The sequence below is a fragment of the Streptomyces sp. NPDC003300 genome (assembly GCF_040610915.1).
GTDB lineage: Bacteria > Actinomycetota > Actinomycetes > Streptomycetales > Streptomycetaceae > Actinacidiphila.
The window spans coordinates 24,396-46,029 of sequence record NZ_JBEXNE010000007.1 but is presented as its reverse complement, the minus strand read 5'-3'; the positions used below and the strand labels follow the sequence as shown (position 1 = coordinate 46,029).

Annotated in this window: 24 protein-coding genes and 1 riboswitch; of the genes, 5 read left to right on the top strand and 19 right to left on the bottom strand. The window is 70.5% G+C overall.

What is annotated here, in order from left to right:
* Positions 1–43: 43 nt before the first annotated feature.
* The 3 genes from ABZX65_RS12830 to ABZX65_RS12820 all read right to left on the bottom strand — a co-directional run bounded on the left by ABZX65_RS12830 (position 44) and on the right by ABZX65_RS12820 (position 1,734).
* Positions 44–448 carry a VOC family protein gene (locus ABZX65_RS12830; protein ID WP_188285367.1) on the bottom strand — a complete coding sequence of 135 codons (405 nt, stop codon included), beginning with the start codon at positions 446–448 and terminating at the stop codon, positions 44–46.
* A 52-nt stretch (positions 449–500) separates the two neighbouring features.
* Positions 501–920 (bottom strand): helix-turn-helix transcriptional regulator, encoded by a 420-nt coding sequence (locus tag ABZX65_RS12825; RefSeq protein WP_355338040.1) that lies wholly within the window; start codon positions 918–920, stop codon positions 501–503.
* Positions 921–1,023: 103 nt separating this feature from the next.
* On the bottom strand, positions 1,024–1,734 hold the full coding sequence (locus ABZX65_RS12820; RefSeq protein ID WP_355337372.1) for a copper homeostasis protein CutC: 711 nt from the start codon (positions 1,732–1,734) through the stop codon (positions 1,024–1,026).
* Between the two features lie 60 nt (positions 1,735–1,794).
* Between ABZX65_RS12820 and ABZX65_RS12815 the strand changes: the two genes are divergently transcribed.
* Positions 1,795–2,475, top strand: coding sequence for a hypothetical protein (locus ABZX65_RS12815; protein ID WP_355337369.1), 681 nt, complete (start codon positions 1,795–1,797; stop codon positions 2,473–2,475).
* Between the two features lie 15 nt (positions 2,476–2,490).
* Here ABZX65_RS12815 and ABZX65_RS12810 read toward each other — a convergent pair whose 3' ends face one another.
* Both ABZX65_RS12810 and ABZX65_RS12805 read right to left on the bottom strand, forming a co-directional pair.
* Positions 2,491–2,757, bottom strand: coding sequence for a DUF4031 domain-containing protein (locus tag ABZX65_RS12810; RefSeq protein ID WP_355337366.1), 267 nt, complete (start codon positions 2,755–2,757; stop codon positions 2,491–2,493).
* Positions 2,758–2,782: 25 nt separating this feature from the next.
* Positions 2,783–3,136, bottom strand: coding sequence for a hypothetical protein (locus ABZX65_RS12805; protein WP_355337363.1), 354 nt, complete (start codon positions 3,134–3,136; stop codon positions 2,783–2,785).
* A 143-nt stretch (positions 3,137–3,279) separates the two neighbouring features.
* Between ABZX65_RS12805 and ABZX65_RS12800 the strand changes: the two genes are divergently transcribed.
* Both ABZX65_RS12800 and murQ read left to right on the top strand, forming a co-directional pair.
* Complete coding sequence (locus ABZX65_RS12800; RefSeq protein WP_355338037.1) at positions 3,280–4,194, top strand: MurR/RpiR family transcriptional regulator; 915 nt, start codon at positions 3,280–3,282, stop codon at positions 4,192–4,194.
* Positions 4,195–4,234: 40 nt separating this feature from the next.
* Positions 4,235–5,179 carry an N-acetylmuramic acid 6-phosphate etherase gene (gene murQ, locus ABZX65_RS12795; RefSeq protein ID WP_355337360.1) on the top strand — a complete coding sequence of 315 codons (945 nt, stop codon included), beginning with the start codon at positions 4,235–4,237 and terminating at the stop codon, positions 5,177–5,179.
* Positions 5,180–5,197: 18 nt separating this feature from the next.
* Here murQ and ABZX65_RS12790 read toward each other — a convergent pair whose 3' ends face one another.
* The 11 genes from ABZX65_RS12790 to thrC all read right to left on the bottom strand — a co-directional run bounded on the left by ABZX65_RS12790 (position 5,198) and on the right by thrC (position 15,956).
* Positions 5,198–5,962, bottom strand: coding sequence for an enoyl-CoA hydratase/isomerase family protein (locus ABZX65_RS12790; RefSeq protein ID WP_355338034.1), 765 nt, complete (start codon positions 5,960–5,962; stop codon positions 5,198–5,200).
* A gap of 47 nt (positions 5,963–6,009) precedes the next feature.
* Positions 6,010–6,921, bottom strand: a complete 912-nt coding sequence (locus ABZX65_RS12785; protein WP_355337357.1) for a cytochrome P450 — start codon at positions 6,919–6,921, stop codon at positions 6,010–6,012.
* A 594-nt stretch (positions 6,922–7,515) separates the two neighbouring features.
* Entirely contained in the window at positions 7,516–8,865 is a 1,350-nt protein-coding gene (locus ABZX65_RS12780) for a cytochrome P450 (protein ID WP_355337354.1), read from the bottom strand.
* Positions 8,866–8,919: 54 nt separating this feature from the next.
* Complete coding sequence (locus ABZX65_RS12775) at positions 8,920–9,537, bottom strand: ATP/GTP-binding protein (RefSeq protein WP_355337351.1); 618 nt, start codon at positions 9,535–9,537, stop codon at positions 8,920–8,922.
* Positions 9,512–9,886, bottom strand: a complete 375-nt coding sequence (locus ABZX65_RS12770; RefSeq protein WP_355337348.1) for a DUF742 domain-containing protein — start codon at positions 9,884–9,886, stop codon at positions 9,512–9,514. Before ABZX65_RS12770 ends, ABZX65_RS12775 begins: the two co-directional genes overlap by 26 nt.
* Entirely contained in the window at positions 9,883–10,287 is a 405-nt protein-coding gene (locus tag ABZX65_RS12765) for a roadblock/LC7 domain-containing protein (protein ID WP_355338031.1), read from the bottom strand. The genes ABZX65_RS12770 and ABZX65_RS12765 overlap by 4 nt, the downstream gene beginning before the upstream one ends.
* An 8-nt stretch (positions 10,288–10,295) precedes the next feature.
* The gene (locus ABZX65_RS12760) at positions 10,296–11,477 is read right to left on the bottom strand and encodes an ATP-binding protein (RefSeq protein ID WP_355337346.1); all 1,182 of its coding nucleotides are present in this window, start codon (positions 11,475–11,477) and stop codon (positions 10,296–10,298) included.
* 297 nt (positions 11,478–11,774) lie between these two features.
* Positions 11,775–13,400, bottom strand: coding sequence for a chaperonin GroEL (gene groL / locus ABZX65_RS12755; RefSeq protein WP_188285378.1), 1,626 nt, complete (start codon positions 13,398–13,400; stop codon positions 11,775–11,777).
* Between the two features lie 308 nt (positions 13,401–13,708).
* Positions 13,709–13,915 (bottom strand): cold-shock protein, encoded by a 207-nt coding sequence (locus ABZX65_RS12750; protein ID WP_093715500.1) that lies wholly within the window; start codon positions 13,913–13,915, stop codon positions 13,709–13,711.
* A gap of 476 nt (positions 13,916–14,391) precedes the next feature.
* Positions 14,392–14,667 (bottom strand): MoaD/ThiS family protein, encoded by a 276-nt coding sequence (locus tag ABZX65_RS12745; RefSeq protein ID WP_188285379.1) that lies wholly within the window; start codon positions 14,665–14,667, stop codon positions 14,392–14,394.
* Complete coding sequence (gene thrC, locus ABZX65_RS12740; RefSeq protein ID WP_355337341.1) at positions 14,664–15,956, bottom strand: threonine synthase; 1,293 nt, start codon at positions 15,954–15,956, stop codon at positions 14,664–14,666. Before thrC ends, ABZX65_RS12745 begins: the two co-directional genes overlap by 4 nt.
* A 17-nt stretch (positions 15,957–15,973) precedes the next feature.
* A riboswitch (SAM riboswitch) is annotated at positions 15,974–16,103 on the bottom strand.
* A gap of 205 nt (positions 16,104–16,308) precedes the next feature.
* On the opposite strand from thrC, the gene ABZX65_RS12735 reads away from it, so the two are divergent.
* Together ABZX65_RS12735 and ABZX65_RS12730 are read left to right on the top strand one after the other, a co-directional pair.
* Complete coding sequence (locus ABZX65_RS12735; protein ID WP_355337338.1) at positions 16,309–17,277, top strand: glucosyl-3-phosphoglycerate synthase; 969 nt, start codon at positions 16,309–16,311, stop codon at positions 17,275–17,277.
* Between the two features lie 117 nt (positions 17,278–17,394).
* The gene (locus tag ABZX65_RS12730; protein ID WP_355337335.1) at positions 17,395–18,816 is read left to right on the top strand and encodes a trehalose-6-phosphate synthase; all 1,422 of its coding nucleotides are present in this window, start codon (positions 17,395–17,397) and stop codon (positions 18,814–18,816) included.
* Positions 18,817–18,831: 15 nt separating this feature from the next.
* Here ABZX65_RS12730 and otsB read toward each other — a convergent pair whose 3' ends face one another.
* The 3 genes from otsB to ABZX65_RS12715 form a co-directional block, all read right to left on the bottom strand.
* A complete protein-coding gene (gene otsB, locus ABZX65_RS12725; protein ID WP_355337332.1) occupies positions 18,832–19,674 on the bottom strand; it encodes a trehalose-phosphatase in 843 nt (280 codons plus the stop codon).
* A 71-nt stretch (positions 19,675–19,745) separates the two neighbouring features.
* The gene (locus ABZX65_RS12720; protein ID WP_188285385.1) at positions 19,746–19,982 is read right to left on the bottom strand and encodes a DUF3263 domain-containing protein; all 237 of its coding nucleotides are present in this window, start codon (positions 19,980–19,982) and stop codon (positions 19,746–19,748) included.
* Between the two features lie 74 nt (positions 19,983–20,056).
* On the bottom strand, positions 20,057–21,307 hold the full coding sequence (locus tag ABZX65_RS12715) for an extracellular solute-binding protein (RefSeq protein ID WP_355337328.1): 1,251 nt from the start codon (positions 21,305–21,307) through the stop codon (positions 20,057–20,059).
* Positions 21,308–21,634 lie beyond the last annotated feature (327 nt).

Here is a 21,634-nt window from a genome sequence, read left to right as displayed (position 1 = left end):
GCCGCGTCCGCAAGGTCTCGTCTGGCTGGCGCGCCGCTGCGCGCTACGCCTGCTCGATGCGGAAGAAGTTGCCCGCCGGATCCCGTACGGCGCCGTCCCGTACCCCCCACGGCTGGCTGGCGGGCTCCTGGAGCACCTCGGCCCCCGCCGCCCCCGCGACGGCCTCGAACGTCGCGTCGAGGTCGTCGCTGCGGAAGTGCAGCGGCCGCAGTTCCCCCTTGGCCAGCAGCGCCGCCAGCGTGTCCCCGTCCTCCTTCGACCGCCCCGCGTGCGGCTGCGACAGCACGATCTGGATCTCCGGCTGGCTCTTGGTCGTCAGCGTGATCCACCGGAAGCCGTCGTGCTCGACCTCATTGCGCACGGTGAGACCGAGGGTGTCCCGGTAGAAGACGAGGGCGGCGTCGGGGTCGTCGACGAAGACGTGCACGGCACTGATGGAAACGGTCATACGGCCGATGCTAGGGGCTGTGCGGCCGATATCGGAGGCGACGGGCGCGGGCTCACAGCGGCGAACGCGCGGCGGCGCCTCCCGTCTTGCGGGGGCGGGTCACCAGCATGACCTGGCAGCCGGGGACGACCTCCAAGTCGCTGTGGTCGCGGGCGCGGTAGGCGCTGGGGGTCTCACCGACGATCTGGGTGAAGCGGGCGGAGAAGGAGCCGAGGCTGGTGCAGCCGACGGCGAAGCAGGCGTCGGTGACGCTGACGTCGCCGCGCCGCAGGAGGGCGGTGGCGCGCTCGATGCGGCGGGTCATGAGGTAGGAGTACGGGGTCTCGCCGTACGCCGCGCGGAACTGGCGGCTGAAGTGGCCGGTCGACATCAGCGCGGTCCGGGCCAGGGCCGGGACGTCGAGCGGCTGGGCGTACTCGCGGTCCATACGGTCGCGGGCACGCCGGAGAAGCCGCAGCTCGCCCAGGTCCATGACGCTCATGGCTCCATTGTGGCGCGGGGGTACGACAACCGCCGGTACGCGCCCCGGCCCGGCGGGACCGTCCGGGGCGGCGCGACGGCCGTACCGCCCGGCCTCAGGAGACCGGGACCGGGGTGTCCAGGGCGGTGCGCCAGCGGGCGACGGCGCGGACGTCGACCGGGGAGGCCCAGCCCGCGGGGCGCACGGCGCCGCCGACGTGGAAGCCGTCGAGCCCGGCGCCGCGCAGGTGCGGCACATGCTCCAGGAGCAGGCCGCCGCCGACGAGGAGCTGGGGTTCGTACCCCGGCTCGCCGGTGCGCGCGGCCTCGTCGCAGAGCACCGGGAGCCCGGCGGGCACGCCGTCCGCGGCGCCCGCGGTGAGGTATGTGTCGAGGCCCGGCAGCCCGGCGAGCTGGAGGCGGAGCGCGTCGCGGTCGGCGGCGCGGTCGATGGCCCGGTGGAAGGTCCAGCGGCAGCCGTCGATGACGTCGACCAGCGCGTGCACGGCGTCGAGGTCGGCGCGCCCGCCGTCGTCGAGGAAGCCGAGGACGAACTCGTCGGCGCCCTCGGACCGCAGGGACTGCGCGGCGGCGCACAGGGCGTCGAGGTCGCGCGCGTCACCGGCGCTGAATCCGTCGGACAGCCGCAGCATGACGCGCAGCGGGATGTCGACGGCCGCCCTGATCGCCCCGAAGGTGGCGCGGGAGGGGGTGAGCCCGTCCGCGGCCATATCGGTGACCAGTTCGAGGCGGTCCGCGCCGCCGTCCCGGGCCGCTACGGCATCGTCCGCGCCGAGGGCGATCACCTCGAAGATTGGTCTAGACATATGAGCAAGGGTGCCACATGCGTCACTCCCGCGCGAGACGTGTAGCGCACAATTACCGGCATGTCCTTCACGCCCGCCGCCCCTCACCCCCGCTACGACGCCCTGCTCGCCGAGTGGTGCGACCTGCTGCGCCGCTGCCAGGAGCCGACAGCGGACGACGCGCCCGCCCCCGACCCCGCGCCGTACGGCGCCGATCTGCTCGGCCGCTGGGCCGAACCGCAGCGGCGTTACCACACGCTGGACCATCTCCAGGCGGTCCTGGACCACGCCACCGAACTGACCGCGTACGCCGCCGATCCGGACGCGGTGGCCCTCGCCGCCTGGTTCCACGACGCGGTCTACCGCCCCGACCGCTCGGAGAACGAGGAGCGCAGCGCCCACCTCGCCGAACGCGCCCTGCCCGAGGCGGGCGTGGCCGCCGACCGCACCGCCGAGGTCGCCCGCCTGGTGCGTCTGACGGTCACCCACGACCCGGCCGAGGGCGACCACAACGGCGAGGTCCTCTGCGACGCCGACCTCGCCGTCCTGGCCGGCGACCCCGCCGCCTACGCGGCCTACGCCGCCGCCGTCCGCTCCGAGTACGGCTTCGTCCCCGACGACGCCTTCCGCGCCGGCCGCGCCGCCGTCCTGCGCCAACTCCTCGCCCTCCCCGCCCTGTTCCGCACCCCTTACGGCAAGGACCAGTGGGAGCGCACGGCCCGCCGCAATCTGACGACGGAGCTGGAGCTGCTCACGGCCTGACGGAGCCGGACCTGCTCACGGCCTGACGTATTTGCGCCGCCGCAGGCCCGCGGCGGTCAGCAGGCGGACGATCTCCTTGCTGCCGGTCTCGACCGCGCCGAGGGCGACCGCGTCGGCGTACCGCTCGGAGGGGATGTCGTAGTGGTCGCGTTCGAAGGCGCGGGACGGGGCGCCGAGGCGGGCGGCGAAGGCGTGCAGTTCGGCGTAGGAGACGTCGCTGACCAGGTGGGACCAGTGGCGGCCGTGGCCGGGCCAGGTCGGCGGGTCGATGTAGAGGGTCATGAGGGGTCCGACTCGGTGTCGTGGGTCATACCGGGTTCACCGGGGTCAGGGCGCCGACGGGGGCGACGACGGCGCCGCGGGCCTCGCAGACCCAGCGCGGGTCGGGGCCGAGCTCGGGTTCGACGGCCAGGGCGTGCGGGTCGTCGCAGTCGGGGCACAGCGGCCAGCGCCCGTAGCGTTCGAGCAGGGCGTCCTGGACGTCCTGGGCGAGCAGCCCGGGGATGTACTCCGCGCCGTCCGGCCACTGCTCCAGCCACCAGCGGCGCTTGCTGACGGCGTCCTCGACCAGCGAGACGATATCGGCCTCCGCGACACCGCGGGCGCTGAGGTCGGACAGCACGAGAGCGCGGGCACCATGCAGCACGGTTTCACCTTCCATCCCTCCATTGTCGCAAGCCCGGCGGACGCGGACGCCGTGATCGTCGGGTGCCTTGACGTACGGCCGTCTCTGAAAATACCTTTCAGAAGGTGACCTATAGCGTGAAGGAAACTTTCTCCCCGAGCGTCCGCGCCCTCCGCGGCGTGTCCGGCGCGCCCGTCCTCCCCGTCACGCCCCCCGACCCGGGGGCCCTCGCCGCCAAGGTCCGCACCCTCGCGCCGTCGATGACCCGGTCCATGCACCGGGTCGCGGAAGCCGTCGCGGGTGATCCGGCGGGCTGTGCCCATCTGACCGTCACGGCGCTCGCGGTGCGTACCGGCACCAGCGAGGCGACCGTCGTCCGCACCGCCCGGCTGCTGGGCTACCCCGGCTACCGCGATCTGCGGCTGGCGCTGGCCGCGCTCGCCGCCCAGCAGGCCACCGGGGCGCCGCCCGCCGTCACCGCCGACATCGCCGTCGACGACCCGCTCGCCGACGTGGTCACCAAGCTGGCCATGGAGGAGCAGCAGACCCTCGCCGACACCGCCGCCCAGCTCGACATGGGCCAACTGGAGGCCGCCGTCGCCGCGTTGGCCGCGGCCCGGCGGACCGACATCTACGGGATAGCCGCGTCCGCGCTGGTCGGCCAGGACCTGGCGCAGAAGCTGCTGCGGATCGGCCTGATCGCGCACGCGCACGCCGACCCGCACCTGGCGGTCACCAACGCCGTACAGCTCAAGCCGGGCGATGTGGCCCTGGCCATCACGCACTCGGGCAGTACGCACGACGTCATCGAGCCGCTGCGGGCCGCGTTCGACCGGGGGGCGACGACCATCGCCATCACCGGCCGGGCGGACGGCGCGGTCACGCAGTACGCCGATCTGGTGCTGACCACGTCCACCTCCCGCGAGAGCGAGCTGCGGCCCGCCGCGATGTCCAGTCGTACGAGTCAGCTCCTCGTCGTCGACTGTCTGTTCATCGGCGTCGCGCAGCGCACCTACGAGACCGCGGCCCCGGCGCTGTCCGCCTCGTACGAAGCGCTCGCGCACCGGCACAGTCCCCGCTCGGGCCGCGCCTGACGGCCGGTCCGCACCACTCCACGACCCCCACAGCAGAAGGATGAACGAGCCGCATATGTCGCACTACACCGAGCTGCGCCGCGAGCTGGAGACCCTCACCACCGAGGCGTTCCGGCCCGAGCTCGCCGAGATCGACCGGATGCCCACCCTGGAGATCGCGCGGACCATGAACGGTGAGGACGCCACCGTTCCGGCCGCGGTCGCCGGGCAGTTGCCCGTGATCGCCGCCGCCATCGACGGGATCGCCGCCCGGATGGAACGCGGCGGACGGCTGATCTACGCGGGCGCCGGTACGGCGGGCAGGCTCGGCGTGCTCGACGCGAGCGAGTGCCCGCCGACCTTCAACACCACGCCCGGACGCGAGGTGCTCGGACTGATCGCGGGCGGCCCGTCCGCGATGATCACCTCCATCGAGGGCGCGGAGGACAGCAAGGAGCTGGCCGCCGCCGACCTCGCCGCGCTCGGACTGACCCCGGCCGACAGCGTCGTCGGCGTCTCCGCCTCCGGGCGCACTCCCTACGCGGTCGGCGCGGTGGAGTACGCGCGCGCCACGGGGGCGCTCACCGTGGGCCTGTCCTGCAACGCGGACTCGCCGCTCGCGGCGGCGGCCGACCACGGCATCGAGGTCGTCGTCGGGCCCGAACTGATCGCCGGTTCCACCCGGTTGAAGTCCGGCACCGCGCAGAAGCTCGTGCTCAACATGCTCTCGACCATCACGATGATCCGGCTCGGCAAGACGTACGGGAACCTCATGGTCGACGTGCGGGCCTCCAACGAGAAGCTGCGGGCGCGCTCGCGGCGGATCGTCGCGCTGGCCACCGGCGCGGACGAGGAGGCGATCGAGGACGCGCTGACCGCCACCGACGGCGAGGTCAAGCACGCGATCTTGACGCTGCTCGCCCATGTGGACGCGGCCACGGCGGCCCGGCTGCTGACGGAGTCGGGCGGCCACCTGCGGCAGGCGCTGGAGGCCGCGCCGAAGTAGCCGCGCGGGAGCGGGAGTTCACTGGCGCTTGGCCGACTCGGCCGCCATCAGCACCGAGGCCAGCCATTCGCCGTCGAAGAGGGTGGCGTCCGCCAGGCGGTGGGCGCCGCCGTACGCGTTGAGCATCGTCTTGGCGGCGCGCAGCGCGGCCGGGGAGCGGCGGAGCATGGGCCGCGCCCACTGGTCGACGGCGGCGTCCAGCCCGGCCTCGGGCACGGCCTTGTGCAGGACGGACAGCTCGACGGCCCTGGCCGCGTCGAACGCCTCGCCGGTGAGGACGAGTTCGCGGATGCGGGCGGCTCCCACCTCGTTGAGCAGCCGGGGCAGGATGCCGCCCCAGGCGGGCGGCAGGCCCAACGCCAGCTCGGGCAGCCGGAACCGGCTGGTGTCGGCGCCGACCCGCAGGTCGCAGAACATCGCGAGCGCCACGCCCGCGCCGATCACGTCGCCGTGCACCCGCGCGACGGTGACGGCGCCGAGCGTGGCGAGCGCCTCGCACACCTGCCGCGCCTTGTTGCCCATGGTCCGCAGGCCGGACCCCGTGGGGTCGGCGGCCAGCGACTCGGCGAATTCCCTGCGGTCGCCGCCGAGGCAGAAGTGCTCGCCGGCGCCGGAGAGTTCGAGCACCCGTATGCCGGGGTGGTCCTGCACCGAGCGCAGTACGGCCAGCAGTTCGTCCAGGACCGGGCCGGTGACGGCGTTCCCGGTCTCCGGGGTGTTCAGCCGTACGCGCAGCAGCGCTCCTTCCTGGCTGACGCGCAGGACCTTGAAGTAGTTCATCATGCTGTCGTTCGCCACCGGTTCTCTCGTACGGTCGTGCCGCGTGCGGCCTACAGGTCTCTGGGGCCCGCCTGTTCGGGGACGCGGGCGGACGCGGAGTCGGACACCGTCAGTGTCGTCATCCGCCGGAAGGCGACCCGCGGCGCCCACTCGGGGTCGCGGTGGACGCTCAGTCCCGGCAGCTTCCTGAGCAGCGCGGTCAGCAGCGCGGTGGCCTCCATCCTGGCCAGCGGGGCGCCGACGCAGTAGTGGATGCCGCCGCCGAAGCTGAGGTGGCTGACCTTGCGGCGGATGTCGAAGATGTGCGGGTCGGCGTACTGCGCGGGGTCGTGGTTGGCGGCGGCGAGCATCAGGTGGACGGTCTCGTCCTTGGGCACCTCGATGCCCGCGAGCGTCATGTCGTCGCCCGCGACCCGCGTCACGACGTGTATCGGCGGGTCGTAGCGCAGCACCTCCTCGACGGCGCCGGGGATGTCCTGCGGGTGGGCGCGCAGCCAGCCCATCTGGCGGGGGTGCTCGGCGATCAGCCACGTCATGGTGGACAGCAGATTGGAGGTGGTCTCCAGGGCGGCGAGCACCACCAGCAGCGCGAGGTAGTAGACGGCCTCGTCGGCGCGGTCGCGGTCCGGCTCCAGCCCGTCCCAGGTGCGCAGCCACTGCGAGACCGGGTCGTCCCCCGGTGACCTGCGCCTTTCGCGCACCAGCGCGGCGAAGTACTGGTGCAGTGTCACGGTGGCTTCGTCGGAGATCGCGAGCTGGCTCGGGGTGGGCAGCAGCTCCTGGGTGAACACCTGGGCGTGGGTCAAGTCCCGCAAAAGGGGGAAGTCAGCGGAGGGCAAACCCATCCACTCCCCTATCGCGCGCACCGGCAGCTCCTCGCTCACCAGTGAGACAAAATCGGCCACTCCGTCGCGCAGGCGTTCCGCGAGCCGGCCGACCAGGCGGTCCGTTGTCTTTTCCACCGATATCCGAATGTCACCGAGCGCCCTCCGGTCGAACATATTTCCGACCGAGCGGCGCATCAATGTGTGATGCGGTGGATTGAGCCGGACCAGAGTCTGACCGATCTGCCGTGAGGAAGGCGCGCTCCAGCGCGTTCCCTGGCCTTGCCTGGCGGCCCATTCGTTGTCGGTCACACGCCAGGCCCGGTCCCTCAGCACCTGGTCACTGAGGCCGAACGACGTGATCAGGTGGCCGCCCCAGGGCGCTGGGACGACATCCCCCATCGAGCGAAGCTCGTCGTAAAGAGGCAGCGGACTTTCCTGTCCGCCGGGCTTACGGAGTCGGGAAAAAAGTGATACAACTCTTCGCCGGTCGGTGGGGGCGACCGAATACGGTGTGACCATGGCGGCATTTCTCCTTGGTCCTCAATGCCAGGCCGGATTGACCTGTCCTGCATACCCTGGGCACGAGATGCGTATCCGATCGGACACTGCTCGTAATTGTGGCAAGCGTCACACCGTCGGCGATGATTTCCGGCCAGGTCCGTTCTTTATCGAAACCGGCCGACCGCAAAGCCGCGGTCGGCCGGTTTTCGACTTGTGCGTCGCCGCGTGTTACGCCTTGAGCCAGTTGAGGAACGAGCTCCAGCGGCTGGCCGCCTTCGGCTTGCCCTGCGTGTGGTCGGCCGGAGCCTGAGCCGACTGGCTCTCCTGCGAGCGCACCGGCTGCCGCGCCGGGGTGAACCGGGCGGGCAGCGAGGTGAGCGCGCGGTGGAAGGGGCCCGGACGCCAGGTCAGGCTCTCCACCGGCACCGCCAGGTCGATGTCCGGCAGCGTGTTGAGCAGCTTCTCGATGGCCCGCAGCGAGATCAGCGTGGCCGGGTCCTTGGCCGGGCAGACATGGGGACCCGCGCCCCAGCCCAGGTGCGCCCGCTTGCTCATCGTCTGGCCGCCGCCGCCCAGGCTCGGGTCGGTGTTGGCCGCCGCGTAACTGATCACCACGGGGTCGCCCGCGCGCAGCGTGATCCCGGCGAGGTCCACGTCGTGCACCGGGTAGTGCACGCCGTAGTTGGCCATCGGCGGGTAGTTCCACAGCACGTCGTTGAGCGCGTCCTCGACCAGCAGGCCCGCCATGTGCTGGCTGTCGGCGTACTTGTCGTCGGACAGCAGCAGCCGCAGCGCGCTGGAGATCATGTTCTGCACCGGCTCGGTACCCGCGGCGATCATCGGGAAGAGCTGGTGGATCATCTCCTCGGTGGTCAGCGCGGAGCGGTGCTGCATCATCCAGGAGGTGATGTCCTCGCCCGGCGTGGTCCGCTTCAGCTCGACCAGTTCGACCAGCGCCCCGGTCAGCACCTCCAGCGACTTCTCGACATCGATGCCATCGAAGATGCCGGAGATCCCGAACACCAGCCGGTTGCCGATGTCCTCGGTGCAGCCGAAGAGGTCGTTGAAGACCAGCAGCGGCACCTGCTGCGCGTAGTCGGCGACCAGGTCGGCCCGCCCCTTGGCGCTGAACTGGCTGATCAGATACGAGGCGACCTGGTCGACGTGCCGGCTCAGCCGGTGCGAGTCGACCATGGCCAGGCTGTCGGTCGCCGCCTGCCGCAGCCGCATGTGCTCGGCGCCGTCGGAGAACAGCAGATTCGGCCGGTAGGCCATCATCCCCATCACCGGGCTGTCCGCCGGTATCTGACCCTCGTTCATCGCGCGCCAGCGGCGCGAGTCGCGGGCGAAGGTGCCCGGGTTCTGGAGGACCCGCAGCGCCTCCGTGTAGTCCGTGACGAGTTCGGCCTCCACGCCCGGCGCCAGCTCCACCGGAGCGCTCGGGCCGAACTGCCGCATGTAGGAGTAGAACGCCTCCGGAGCGGCGGCGAACTCCGGGCCGTACAGCGGCACACTCTGGCCGCTGTCGTGCGCGGGGCAGCCGGGCGGCGGGGCCTGGAAGTCCGGAGGGGTCTGCATGCCTGTGCTCCTCGTTGAAATACCTGAGCTACCTGAACTACCTGCGGTGACCTACTAGTTGAGGCGAGACTGCAAATACTGCACCAGAGCGATCAGTGAACCCGCCGATGACCGCTCGTCGCGTGCGTCGCACGAGACCACCGGGGTCTCGGGAAGCAGATCCAGCGCCTCGCGCACCTCTTCGAGCGAGTGCGGGGGCGCACCGTCGAAGCGGTTCACGGCGATGGCGTACGGCAGACCGTGCCGCTCCACGAGGTCCATCACGGGGAAGGACTCCTGGAGCCGCAGCGGGTCGACCAGCACGAGCGCGCCGAGCGCGCCGCGCGACAGGTCCTCCCACAGCCGCACGAACCGCTGCTGGCCCGGCGTACCGAACATGTACAGCACCAGTTCGTCGCTGAGGGTCAGCCGGCCGAAGTCCATCGCGACCGTGGTGGTGGTCTTGTTGGGCGCGCCCCTGAGGTCGTCGATGTCCGCGCTGGCCTGCGTCATCACTTCCTCGGTGCGCAGCGGCGGGATCTCCGACATGGTGCCGATGAACGTCGTCTTGCCCACGGCGAAGTGCCCGACCACGAGGATCTTGGCGACCGTCCGTACCGAACTGGGCAGATAGACGTTCTCGCGCGGCGTCTGGGGAGCACTGTCCCTATCCGAAGCGAGCCCGGAGCCCATGCAGCACCTCCTCCAGCAGTTCCCTCTCGACCAACTGCGCGCGGGGAACGGGTGCCCGCGCGAGCAGATACCCGTCCTCCACCAGATCCGACAGAAGGATCTTGACCACGCCCATCGGCAGCCCGGTGTGCGCGGCGATCTCCGCGACCGCGAGATAGCCGCCCGAGCACAGTTCCATCACCCGCAGCTTCTCGGGATCAAGAACCCTTGTCCGGGGCGCGTTTTCGGATACGGCGACCAGTGTGATCATCGTGAAGCCGCCGTCGACCGGAAGCTCGCGACCGTTGGTGATCACATACGGGCGTACTAATTCCGTGGCTTCTAACTCCAGCTCCGGTTCGCCCGTCAATTGACGTCAGCGTTCTCGCGAGGAGGTGTGGTCAGCACCTTGCCGAGTTGGCCGACGAGCTGCTGCATCCGGAAGGTGATCTCCGCGAGGTCCGCGTCCGGGGACGCGGAGACCGCGAGATAGGCGCCTTCACCTGCCGAGATGAGGAAGACCCAGCCGTGGTCGAACTCCACCAGGGTCTGCCGCCACTCCTGGCGGCGGTCGTCGCCGCCGACGAAGTCGGACACCGTACGGCTCAGCGACTGCATGCCGCTCATCGCCGCCGCGACGGTGTCGGCGTGGTCCCTGCCGACCTCGTTGGAGCGGGCCATCAGCAGGCCGTCGGCCGACACCAGGATCGCGTGCCGGGCCTCGGGCACCTCAAGGGCGCTGTCGAGCATCCACGACAGATCTCTTCCGATCATTGGGCTCATTGGGCGTCCTGCCCTTCGCTGCTCGCGCCGATGGAACGGCGGCCGGACTGAGTGCCCCGCTGGAACGCGCCCATGCGGGAGGCGACTTCGTGGCTGTCGCGCACCGGCTCGGGCGCCCGCTCGACTCTGTCCCCGGCTCTGTCACCGGTTCTGTCGTCGGACCGCTCCTCGGCCGTGGGCACTATCGAGATCGGGTGCCGGAAGCGCCGCCGCTTGGGCAGGCCGCCGAAGGTGGTGGCGGGCACCACCGGCTCGGGCGCGCTCTGCTCCACCGGCTCGGACGCTTCACCCACGACGGGAGTCTCCTCGGGCTCGATGGTGGTGGTGAGGAGTTCGTCGGGGAGCAGCAGCACGGCGCGCACTCCGCCGTACGGCGAGGTGGAATCCACCGAGACGCTGAATCCGTAACGGTTGGCGAGTACGCCGATCACCGCGAAACCGAATTGCGGCGGATTTCCGAGGCCGGAGACACCCGGAGTGCGCTGGCCGGTGAGGAGTTCTCCCGCCAGCGTCTTCTCTTCGTCGCTCATGCCGACACCCGCGTCGTCGACGACGATGCAGACGCCCTTGGGCACGGGCTGGATATTGATTTCGATGGACGTTTCAGGGGCCGAATAACTCGTGGCGTTGTCGAGCAGTTCGGAAAGGGCGAGTGCGACCGGTTCGACCGCGCGGCTCACCACCGCGAAATTGCTCTGCGAACGGATTTCCACGCGCGTGAAATGCCGGATGCGGCCCTTGGCGCTGCGGACCACGTCGTAGACCGACGCCGCGTTCTTGCGGCGGCCGAGCCAGCCGTCGCAGAGCACGGCTATGGACTGGGCGCGCCGGGTGAACTGCGCGTTGCCGTGGTCCACGTCCAACAGGCCCTGGAGCGCCGCGTGCTCGCCGTTCTCCCGCTGGAGCTTCGCGATGGCGACCTGCTGCTCGCCCGCCAGACCCTGGAGGGTGCGCATGGCGGCCTTGAGCACGCTCTTGGTGCCCTCCTCGGCCCGGCGTCTGGCCTCATCCACGATCTGCTCGCGGCCGACTTCCAGGGAGGCGCGGCGCGCCGACTGCTCGGCGAGCGCGGCACGGAGCTTCGCATTAGTTTTCCGGCTGAGCGCAATCGCGGTCGCGGCGACAGGAGTACCTGCGATCAGGCCCCAAAGTGCTGGATCATGTAAGTAGGACGTCATGAGGCTCTCTTCAGGCGAGGGGCCGCCATTTGCGGAATCTCTTTCAAATCCGAACAAAAATGCGGAACACTTGCGCATGACACTTGCCAAGCAATGAGAGCCTAGCAGCAGGTTTGACCCCGGTACCCCCCGTACTTGTCCTGCTACCGGCATCTGACGGTAATTCAAAATTGCCCCGTTTTGGGACAGTCTTGGTGAATTGTTCCGAACAATGCGCCGGACACAAAGACGGCACCCCCCGGGTGACCGGGGGGTGCCGTCGTGCGGTCCTGCTGATCCGGGCTCGCGCCCCGTGGATCAGAAGTCCATGTCACCGCCGGGCATGCCGCCCGGAGCGCCGCCGGGGGCGGCCTTCTCCGGCTTGTCGGCGATGACGGCCTCGGTGGTGAGGAACAGCGCGGCGATGGAGGCCGCGTTCTGGAGCGCGGAGCGCGTGACCTTCGCCGGGTCGATGATGCCCTCGGCGATCATGTCGACGTACTCACCGGTCGCGGCGTTGAGGCCGTGGCCGACGGGCAGGTTGCGCACCTTCTCGACGATGACGCCGCCTTCGAGACCACCGTTGACGGCGATCTGCTTCAGCGGGGCCTCCAGCGCGAGCTTCACGGCGTTGGCACCGGTCGCCTCGTCGCCCTCGAGCTCCAGCTTCTCGAAGACCGCGGTCGCCTGGAGCAGAGCCACGCCGCCACCGGCGACGATGCCCTCTTCCACGGCGGCCTTCGCGTTGCGCACCGCGTCCTCGATGCGGTGCTTGCGCTCCTTGAGCTCGACCTCGGTGGCGGCACCGGCCTTGATGACGGCCACGCCGCCGGCCAGCTTCGCCAGGCGCTCCTGGAGCTTCTCGCGGTCGTAGTCCGAGTCGCTGTTGTCGATCTCGGCGCGGATCTGGTTGACCCGCCCGGCGACCTGGTCGCTGTCACCGGCACCGTCGACGATGGTGGTCTCGTCCTTGGTGATGACGACGGTACGGGCGCGGCCGAGCAGGTCCAGGCCCGCGTTCTCCAGCTTGAGGCCGACCTCTTCGGAGATGACGGTGCCACCGGTGAGGATGGCGATGTCGCCGAGCATGGCCTTGCGACGGTCACCGAAGCCGGGCGCCTTGACGGCGACGGACTTGAAGGTGCCGCGGATCTTGTTGACCACCAGGGTCGACAGGGCCTCGCCCTCGACGTCCTCGGCGATGATCAGCAGCGGCTTGCCGGACTGCATGACCTTCTCCAGCAGCGGGAGCAGGTCCTTCACCGAGGAGATCTTGGAGTTGACGATCAGGATGTACGGGTCGTCGAGCGACGCCTCCATACGCTCCAGGTCGGTCGCGAAGTAGGCGGAGATGAAGCCCTTGTCGAAGCGCATGCCCTCGGTGAGCTCGAGCTCGAGCCCGAAGGTCTGCGACTCCTCGACGGTGATGACGCCTTCCTTGCCGACCTTGTCCATGGCCTCGGCGATCAGCTCGCCGATCTGGGTGTCGGCGGCGGAGATGGAGGCGGTCGAAGCGATCTGCTCCTTGGTCTCCACGTCCTTGGCCTGCTCCAGCAGAGCGGCGGAGACGGCCTCGACGGCCTTCTCGATGCCGCGCTTGAGGGCCATCGGGTTGGCGCCGGCCGCGACGTTGCGCAGCCCTTCCTTGACCAGGGCCTGGGCCAGGACGGTCGCGGTGGTGGTGCCGTCACCCGCGACGTCGTCGGTCTTCTTCGCGACCTCCTTGACCAGCTCGGCGCCGATCTTCTCGTACGGGTCCTCGAGCTCGATCTCCTTGGCGATGGACACACCATCGTTGGTGATCGTGGGGGCGCCCCACTTCTTCTCGAGGACGACGTTGCGGCCCTTCGGGCCGAGGGTGACCTTGACGGCGTCGGCGAGCTGGTTCATCCCGCGCTCGAGACCGCGCCGTGCCTCCTCGTCGAACGCGATGATCTTTGCCATGTGAAGTGTCCTCCGCGGACTGGGGTTCCCCCACCGGAGCAGGGGGCGACGGCTCGGACCGTGTGGTGCCCGCGACGGACGGCCGACCTGGTCGCCGGTTCCTTCCCGGCGGCCGGGCGGGCCTCACCGACCCGGTCCTTCAGCACTCTCACTAGGAGAGTGCTAACGCCAATGATTAGCACTCGACCCCATCGAGTGCAAGCGCCTGTGGACAACTCCGGGCCACGCACGAAGGGCCCGTCCCCCCTGAGAGGTACGGACCCTTGGTGCGTGAGTGCGTCGTGTCGGTCGCCGAGCGCGCCGGGCCGTCAGGCGGTGGCCAGCCGGACCATGTCCGCCTGCGGCCCCTTCTGACCCTGCGAGATCTCGAACTCGACCCGCTGGCCTTCTTCGAGGGTGCGGTAACCGTCCATCTGAATCGCGCTGTAGTGGACGAAGACATCCGCACCACCGTCGACCGCGATGAAGCCGTAGCCCTTCTCCGCGTTGAACCACTTGACGGTGCCCTGAGCCATTCCTAACTCCCCTATTACTGGCCCTATCGCGGCCCCGCACTCCGCGGGTCCGGGTCAGACCTCACCGCCGGGGAAGCCGTTGTCTGAGCGACAGGGGATCCCTGATGGTGTGCGCCGGAACGCGTCGACCGCGGCTGAATGTATCTGCACGGATGCCCTCTGCAACAGGTCAATCGGACGAGAATTCGGGGAGCGACCGATCGGAAATACACCAGAATAGGGCGCTATGGCGGGGCATCTCGGACCGGACATACGTCGCCTATGCGACAATCCACACGTGAATTTGGCGATAAATCGCCGCACTGACCGTTCGCGGCGGCAACTTGCCCGTGGCAACAGTACAACCTTTCAACTACCGCCCCGGACACGGCCGTTCGGCCCGGTCCGGCCCCCCTACAGCACTGTGCCCCATCCACCACAAAAGGGTGAATGGGGCACAAAACAGCAGGTGTAGCCGGGCCGTTACGGGAAGTTGATCAGCCGCCCGCTACCGCCGGAATGATCGAAACGCTCGCGCCGTCGGGGACAGCGGTGGCGAGACCGTCGGAAAAGCGAACATCGTCGTCGTTGACATAGACGTTCACGAAACGACGGAGTTTTCCGGTGTCGTCGAGAACGCGCGCCGAAATGCCCGCGTGATTCTTCTCCAGCGAGTCGATCACCTCGGCCAGCGTGCCGCCCTCGGCCGGAACCTCGGCCTGGCCGCCGGTGTAGGTGCGGAGAATGGTGGGGATACGAACAGAAGCACTCATGCGAGGCCAGCCTCTCGGAACGCGTCAAGGGTCGGGCGGATGGTGGCGGTCGGGCCGGTGGTCGGTGCCACCGCGTCCAAAGTCTTCAGTCCGTCGCCGGTGTTGAGGACGACGGTCTCGGCGGCCGGGTCGAGCTGCCCGGTCTCGATCAGCTTCTTCAGCACCCCCACGGTCACCCCGCCCGCGGTCTCCGCGAAGATCCCCTCGGTGCGCGCGAGCAGCTTGATCGCGTCCACGACCTGCTCGTCGTTCACGTCGTCGACCGCGCCGCCGGTCCGCCGGGCGATGTCCAGCACGTACGGGCCGTCCGCCGGGTTGCCGATCGCCAGCGACTTGGCGATGGTGTCCGGTTTCACCGGCCGCACCACGTCGTGCCCTGCCTTGAACGCCGCCGAGACCGGCGAGCAGCCCTCGGCCTGGGCGCCGTAGATCTTGTACGGCTTGTCCTCGACCAGGCCGAGCGCGATCAGCTCGCGCAGGCCCTTGTCGATCTTGGTGAGCTGGGAGCCGGACGCGATCGGGATCACCAGGTTGTCGGGGATGCGCCAGCCGAGCTGTTCGCAGATCTCGTACGCCAGGGTCTTGGAGCCCTCGCCGTAGTAGGGCCGCAGATTGACGTTGACGAAGCCCCAGCCCTCGCCGATCGGGTCGCCGATCAGCTCGGAGCAGAAGCGGTTCACGTCGTCGTACGAGCCCTCGATGCCGACCAGTTCGCCGCCGTAGACCGCGGCCATGACGACCTTGCCCGCCTCCAGGTCGTGCGGGATGAACACGCAGGAGCGGAAACCGGCGCGCGCGGCGGCGGCGCCGACGGCGCCCGCGAGGTTGCCGGTGGAGGAGCAGGAGAGCGTGGTGAGGCCGAAGGTGCGGGCGGCCTCCAGGGCGATGGCGACGACGCGGTCCTTGAAGGAGTGCGTCGGGTTGCCGGAGTCGTCCTTGATGTGCAGGCCGCCGGTGATGCCCAGTTCACGGGCGAGGTTGTCGGCCTTGACGAGCTTGGTCCAGCCCGGGTGGAGGTTGGGCTTGTCGGTGACGTCGGCGGGGACCGGCAGCAGCGGCGCGTACCGCCAGATGCTGGTGGGTCCCGCCTCGATCCGCTTGCGCAGCGACTCGGGGTCGCCGAGCGGCAGGTCGTACGCGACTTCGAGGGGCCCGAAACACTCCTCGCAGGCGAAGATCGGGCTCAGCGGGAAGCGGGTGCCGCACTCCCGGCAGGACAGCGCGGAGGCGGGTCCGAAGGGGGGAGTGCTGGTGCTGTCGTGGGTGCTGGCGACGGTCTGCACAGCCATGATGGCGAGGCCCTTTCTCCTCATCTTCCTTGTGACGTACGTCGCCACAAGACGGAATTGGCACCTTCCCCACCGTGTGACCTCGCGGTCGGCGGGAGGGTTGCCGGGGCTTCAACGGGCCGTTCCCTCTGCCCCTCTGGATGAGCGGTATGGCGCCTGCCCGCCTTCTGTGCGGCGGCGACGCGTTTGTCCCGCGCTATGACCCCCGGCATGCGGCGGTCATACGCGTTGTTCAAGACTGTAACCGACAAGCGTGACAGTTGAGATAGTCGTCCGAACGGCGAGATGGCCGCTGGGGCGGCCGTCCGGCTGGTTTCTGAGGGCTCCCACCGTACGAAAAGGGGACGGGATCGTGCTCGATGAGGTGGAGCGGTGGCTGGAGCGGCGGTCCTGGTCCGCCGCCGACCGGCCGCTCGACCTGCTGCTCGCCGCGAAGCGGGCCGCGGGGCCGCAGGGCACGGTCAGCGTGGTGCTGCCCGCGCTCGACGAGGAGGCGACGGTCGGCGAGATCGTCGCGGCGATCCGCCGCGACCTGATGACCGACGAGGTGCCGCTGGTCGACGAGCTGATCGTGGTCGACTCCGGCTCCCGCGACCGTACGGCGCAGGTCGCGGCGCGGGCCGGGGCGCGGGTGGTGCAGCGCGACGCGATCCTGCCGCGGCTGCCCGCGCTGCCCGGCAAGGGCGAGGTGCTGTGGCGGTCGCTGCTGGTCACCCGCGGCGAGATCGTCTGTTTCGTGGACGCGGACCTGCGCTCGTTCGACTCGCGCTTCGTGTCGGGGATCGTCGGGCCGCTGCTCACCGAGCCGGACGTGGAGCTGGTCAAGGCGATGTACGACCGGCCGCTGGAGACCGGCGGCGCGGTGGTGCCGGCGGGCGGCGGGCGGGTCACCGAGCTGGTCGCCCGGCCGCTGCTCAATCTGCACTGGCCGCGGCTGGCGGGCTTCGTCCAGCCGCTGGGCGGGGAGTACGCGGCGCGGCGCTCGCTGCTGGAGCGGCTGCCGTTCCCCGTCGGGTACGGCGTGGAGCTGGGCATGCTCATCGACGCCCTGTCCCTGGCGGGGCTCGACGCGCTCGGGCAGGTGGACGTGGGCGTCCGGCACCACCGGCATCAGGACGGGCAGGCGCTCGGGCGGATGTCGGCCGCCATCTATCGCACGGCGAGCCTGCGGCTGTCCCGGGCGCCCCTGGTCCGCCCCCGCCTCACCCAGTTCCACCGGGACCCCTCCGGGGGGTTCACCCCGCTCACCCACCCCGTCGACGTCGACGAACGTCCGCCCATGGCCCACCTGCCCGAATATCTCGCCCGCCGCGCCGCCTGACGGCTCCCCCGCCAGGCGCCCGCGCCGCCGGGGCCGCGGGGCTGACCGGCGCGGTCTCCTACGGAGCAGGAGGGTCCACGACGTTTGGGGCGGAGCCCGCGCGGCTAGGCTGGCGGCATGGTCGAAACGCGTGCGGCACGGATTCTGGTCGCTTCGAATCGGGGGCCGGTTTCGTATGCGCTGGGGGACGACGGGGAGCTGAGCAGCAGACGCGGCGGCGGCGGCCTGGTGTCGGGCCTGAGCGCGATCGGCCCCGAGGCGGACGCGGTGTGGGTGTGCGCGGCCCTGGGCGAGGGCGACCGTGAGGCGGTACGGCGCGGGGTCGGCGAGCCGGGCGCCCGGATGATCGCCGTCGAGGAGAGCGTCTTCGAGGCCGCGTACAACGACATCGCCAACTCGGTGCTGTGGTTCGTCCACCACCTGCTCTACCAGACGCCGTTCGAGCCGCTCTTCGACGAGGACTTCCGCGGCCAGTGGGCGGCGTACCAGGCGTACAACGAGGCGTTCGCCGAGGCGCTGGCGGAGGAGGCGGCGGACGGCGCGCACGTCCTGGTGCAGGACTACCACCTGTCGCTGGTCCCGGCGCTGCTCCGGGCCCGCCGCCCCGACCTGCGGATCGGCCACTTCACGCACACCCCGTGGGCGCCGCCGGACTACTTCCGGCTGCTGCCCGACGACATCGCCGCAGAACTGCTCGAAGGCATCCTCGGCGCGGACCGCGCCGCGTTCCTGACCCGCCGCTGGGCCGACGCCTTCGCCGCGTGCTGCGTCAGCGTGCTGGGCGCCACGCTCGGCGACGACGGCCGGGCGGTCACCCACCGCGGCCGTACGACCCGGCTCGGCGTGCACGGCCTCGGCGCCGACGGCGACTTCCTGCGCGAGCGCTCGCACCGCCCGGACGTCGCCGAGCGCATCACGCGGCTGCGGTCGGAGACGGGTGCCGACCGCAAGCTGATCGTGCGCGTGGACCGTACGGAACTGTCCAAGAACATCGTGCGCGGCCTGCTCGCCTACCGGCAGCTCCTCCAGGAGCACCCCGAATGGCTCAGCCGGGTCGTCCACGTCGCCTTCGCCTACCCCTCCCGGCAGGATCTCGCGGTCTACCGCGAGTACACCGAGGGGGTCGCCCGGCTGGCCGAGGAGATCAACGCCGAATTCGGCACGCCCGACTGGCAGCCGGTGCTACTCAAGGTCGACGACGACTTCGCCCGCTCCCTGGCCGCCTACCGGCTCGCCGACGTGGCCCTGGTCAACCCGATCAGGGACGGCATGAACCTCGTCGCCAAGGAGGTCCCCGTCGTCTCCGACAACGGGGTGGCCCTGGTGCTGTCCCGCGAGGCGGGCGCCTTCGCCGAGCTGGGCGACGACGCGATCGTCGTCAACCCGTACGACATCCGCGAGACCGCCGCCGCCCTGCACACGGCCCTCACCCTCCCGGAGGCGGACCGCGCCGAGCGCACCAAGCGCCTCGCCGACGCGGCCACCGCGCTCCCCCCGTCCCGCTGGTTCCTGGACCAGCTGCACGCCCTGGACGGCTGAGCACCGGGTCCGGACTCAGTCCAGGGCGTCCGCGAGGGCGTCGAGGAGGGAGACGACGCCCTCGGGGCCGGGGACGGCGAGGTCGGCGGCGCGGAGGACTTCCTCGGGCGTCTCGGGCGCGGCGCTGGCGACGAGCAGGCCAGGCAGGCCGTCCTCGCGCAGGGCCTGGACGGCGGCGAAGGCGGCGAGGTCGCCGAGATCGTCGCCCGCGTAGAGCACCGAGCCGGCGCCGACCTCGCGGAGGTAGGCGGCCAGGGCGACGCCCTTGTCCACGCCGGGCGGGCGCAGTTCGAGGACGAAGCGGCCGGGCTCGACCATGAGGCCGTGCCGGGCGGCGAGTTCGGCCAGCGGACCGCGCAGCGCCTCGAAGGCGGCGTCGGGGTCCTCGGCGCGGCGGGTGTGGACGGCGACCGCGCGGCCCTTGTCCTCCACCCAGGTGCCGCGCCAGGCGCCGTTGCGGTCGAGGAAGCCGGGCAGCTCGGCGCGGACCGAGGTGACGCCGGGATGGTCGCCGGGGGTGTGGACGGAGCCGGTGGGCGCGTCCCAGCGCTCGGCGCCGTAGTGGCCGAGCACGACGAGGTGTTCGAGTCCCGCGACCCCGGCGAAGCCGCCGTAGCGTACGGCGACGCCCGCCGGGCGGCCGGTGACGACGGCGACGGCGGCGAGGTGCGGGGCGAGCCTGACGAGGGCGGGGACGGCGCTGGGGTGGGCGCGGGCCTGCTCGGGGTCGGGCACGATCGGGGCGAGGGTGCCGTCGAAGTCAAGGGCGACGACGGCGCGTTCCGGCCGCGCGAGCAGGGCCGCGAGACCTTCCTTTCCCTCGGGCGTGGTGGGGGCGGGGATGTCGGCGGAGGCCATGCAGCCGACCCTACCCGCGTCCCCCGGGCGCATGCCCGGCGTACGGTGGCACGCGCGCCCCGCGCGGGCCGTCAGCGCAGGTCGCGGCGGGCGTCGCGCTCCTTGCGCAGCCGGTTGACCGTCACCGGGTCGTGGGCGACGGCCCGGGGGTCGTCCAGCAGGGCGTTGAGGAGCTGGAAGTACGCGGTCGGGGACATGCCGAGGCGTTCGCGTATGGCCCGTTCGCGCGGTCCCGGTCCGGTCCAGGTGCGGGCGGCGATGGCCAGGACGGCGATGTCGCGCGCGGAGAGCGGTTCTTCCCGTGTCATGGCGCCCCTCTCCCCTGTCGGTGCGGTCGGGCCGTCGGCGTACCCGACGGCCGTCACCGTACCGCCGCGGGCCGCTACTTGCCGGAGTCCGTCGTGAGCGCGAAGCGCTGGAGGTCGGACAGGACCGTCTTCGGGTCGCCGTGCACGGCCTGGCCGATGTTCTTCTTGACCTCGTCGCTGACCGGGCCCCACGAGGTCTTGTTGACCGGGTAGAACACGGCGTCGGGCAGCAGGTTCAGGAACTGGACCAGGTCCTTGTTGGCCGGGTTCTTCCGCATCGCCTGGGACGCGGTGATGGTCACCGGCAGCAGCCCGTACTGGTTGAGGAACTTCAGCGAATTCTGCTCGTTGAAGACGAACTGGAGGAATTTGCCGTCCGCGTCCCGGTTGCCGTTCTGCTTGAACGCCATCATCCAGTCGGCGACGCCGAGGGTGTCGCTGCTGGGGCCGCTCTGGCCGGGCAGCGGGACGACGCCGACGTCGATACCGGCGGCCTTGGCCTGGGTGAGCAGGGTGGGGTGGCCCATGACCATGCCCGCCTTGCCGGCCAGGAAGGCGGCGAAGGTGTCGCGGCGGTTGGTCTTGGCGGGGTCGGTCGGGCCGACCAGGCCGGTCTGGACGAGGTTCTTCTTGACCCAGGCGAACGCCTCGACGTTGGGCGCGGAGTCGAAGGTGTAGCTGCCGACGGTGTCGGTGTAGCCGCCCTGCGCGCCGAGCATCCACATCAGGGACTCGGCCTGCGCCTCCTCGGGGGCCAGCGGCAGTCCGTAGGGCACCTTCACGCCGTCGGCCTTGAGCTTGACCGCGTCGGCCTTGAGCTCGTCCCAGGTCTCGGGGGCGTGCTTGATGCCCGCGCTCTTGAAGAGCTTCTTGTTGTAGAAGAACATGCGCGAGCTGGAGACGAAGGGTATGCCGTACTGGGTGCGGTCCACGGAACCGGCGTTGACCATCGAGGGGATGAAGTCCGACTGCATGCTGATCGGGAACAGCTCGTCGGCGCTGTAGAGCTGCTTGCCGGCGGCGTAGGCCGCGTAGGAGCCGATCTGCGCGACGTCGGGGGCCTTGTTCGCCTTGACCATCTGGGCGACCTTGTCGTCCACGTGGTCCCAGTCGATGATCTCGACGTTGATCTTGATGTGCGGGTTGCGCGCCTCGAAGGAGCGCGCGAGGTCGTCCCAGTACGTCTTGGAGCTGTTGTTCGTCTTCGGGTCGCCGTAGTCGGCGGCGACGAAGTGCAGGGTGACGTCGCTGTTCAGCGGTGAACTGTTGCCGCACGCCGTAAGAGTGGTGATCGCCAGGGCCGACGTGATGCCGATCGCCGCCAAGCCGTGAAGTCGTCGCCGCTGCACCGTTCCTACCGCCTTCTTGCACACTTGCTCGCGTACCGCTACGGAAGCGTCGAGTCTTCCCCACACCTTTGCCCAAGGTCTACACCATGAGTGGTATCGCTTGCGCAACGGGTCCGCGCGCGGACCGGCGACGGGCGCGCTCCGGGACCGGCGGGAGACCGGCACGCGAGCGGCACGCGACCTGCGCGGGACCGGCCCGGAAAGCGGCACGGAAAGCGGCACGGAACCGGCGTACGTCCGGCGGGCGTCCGTCGTGTGTCCCCCGGATGTCCCGTCGCGGCGCGCCCGAGTGTCCCGTTGCTC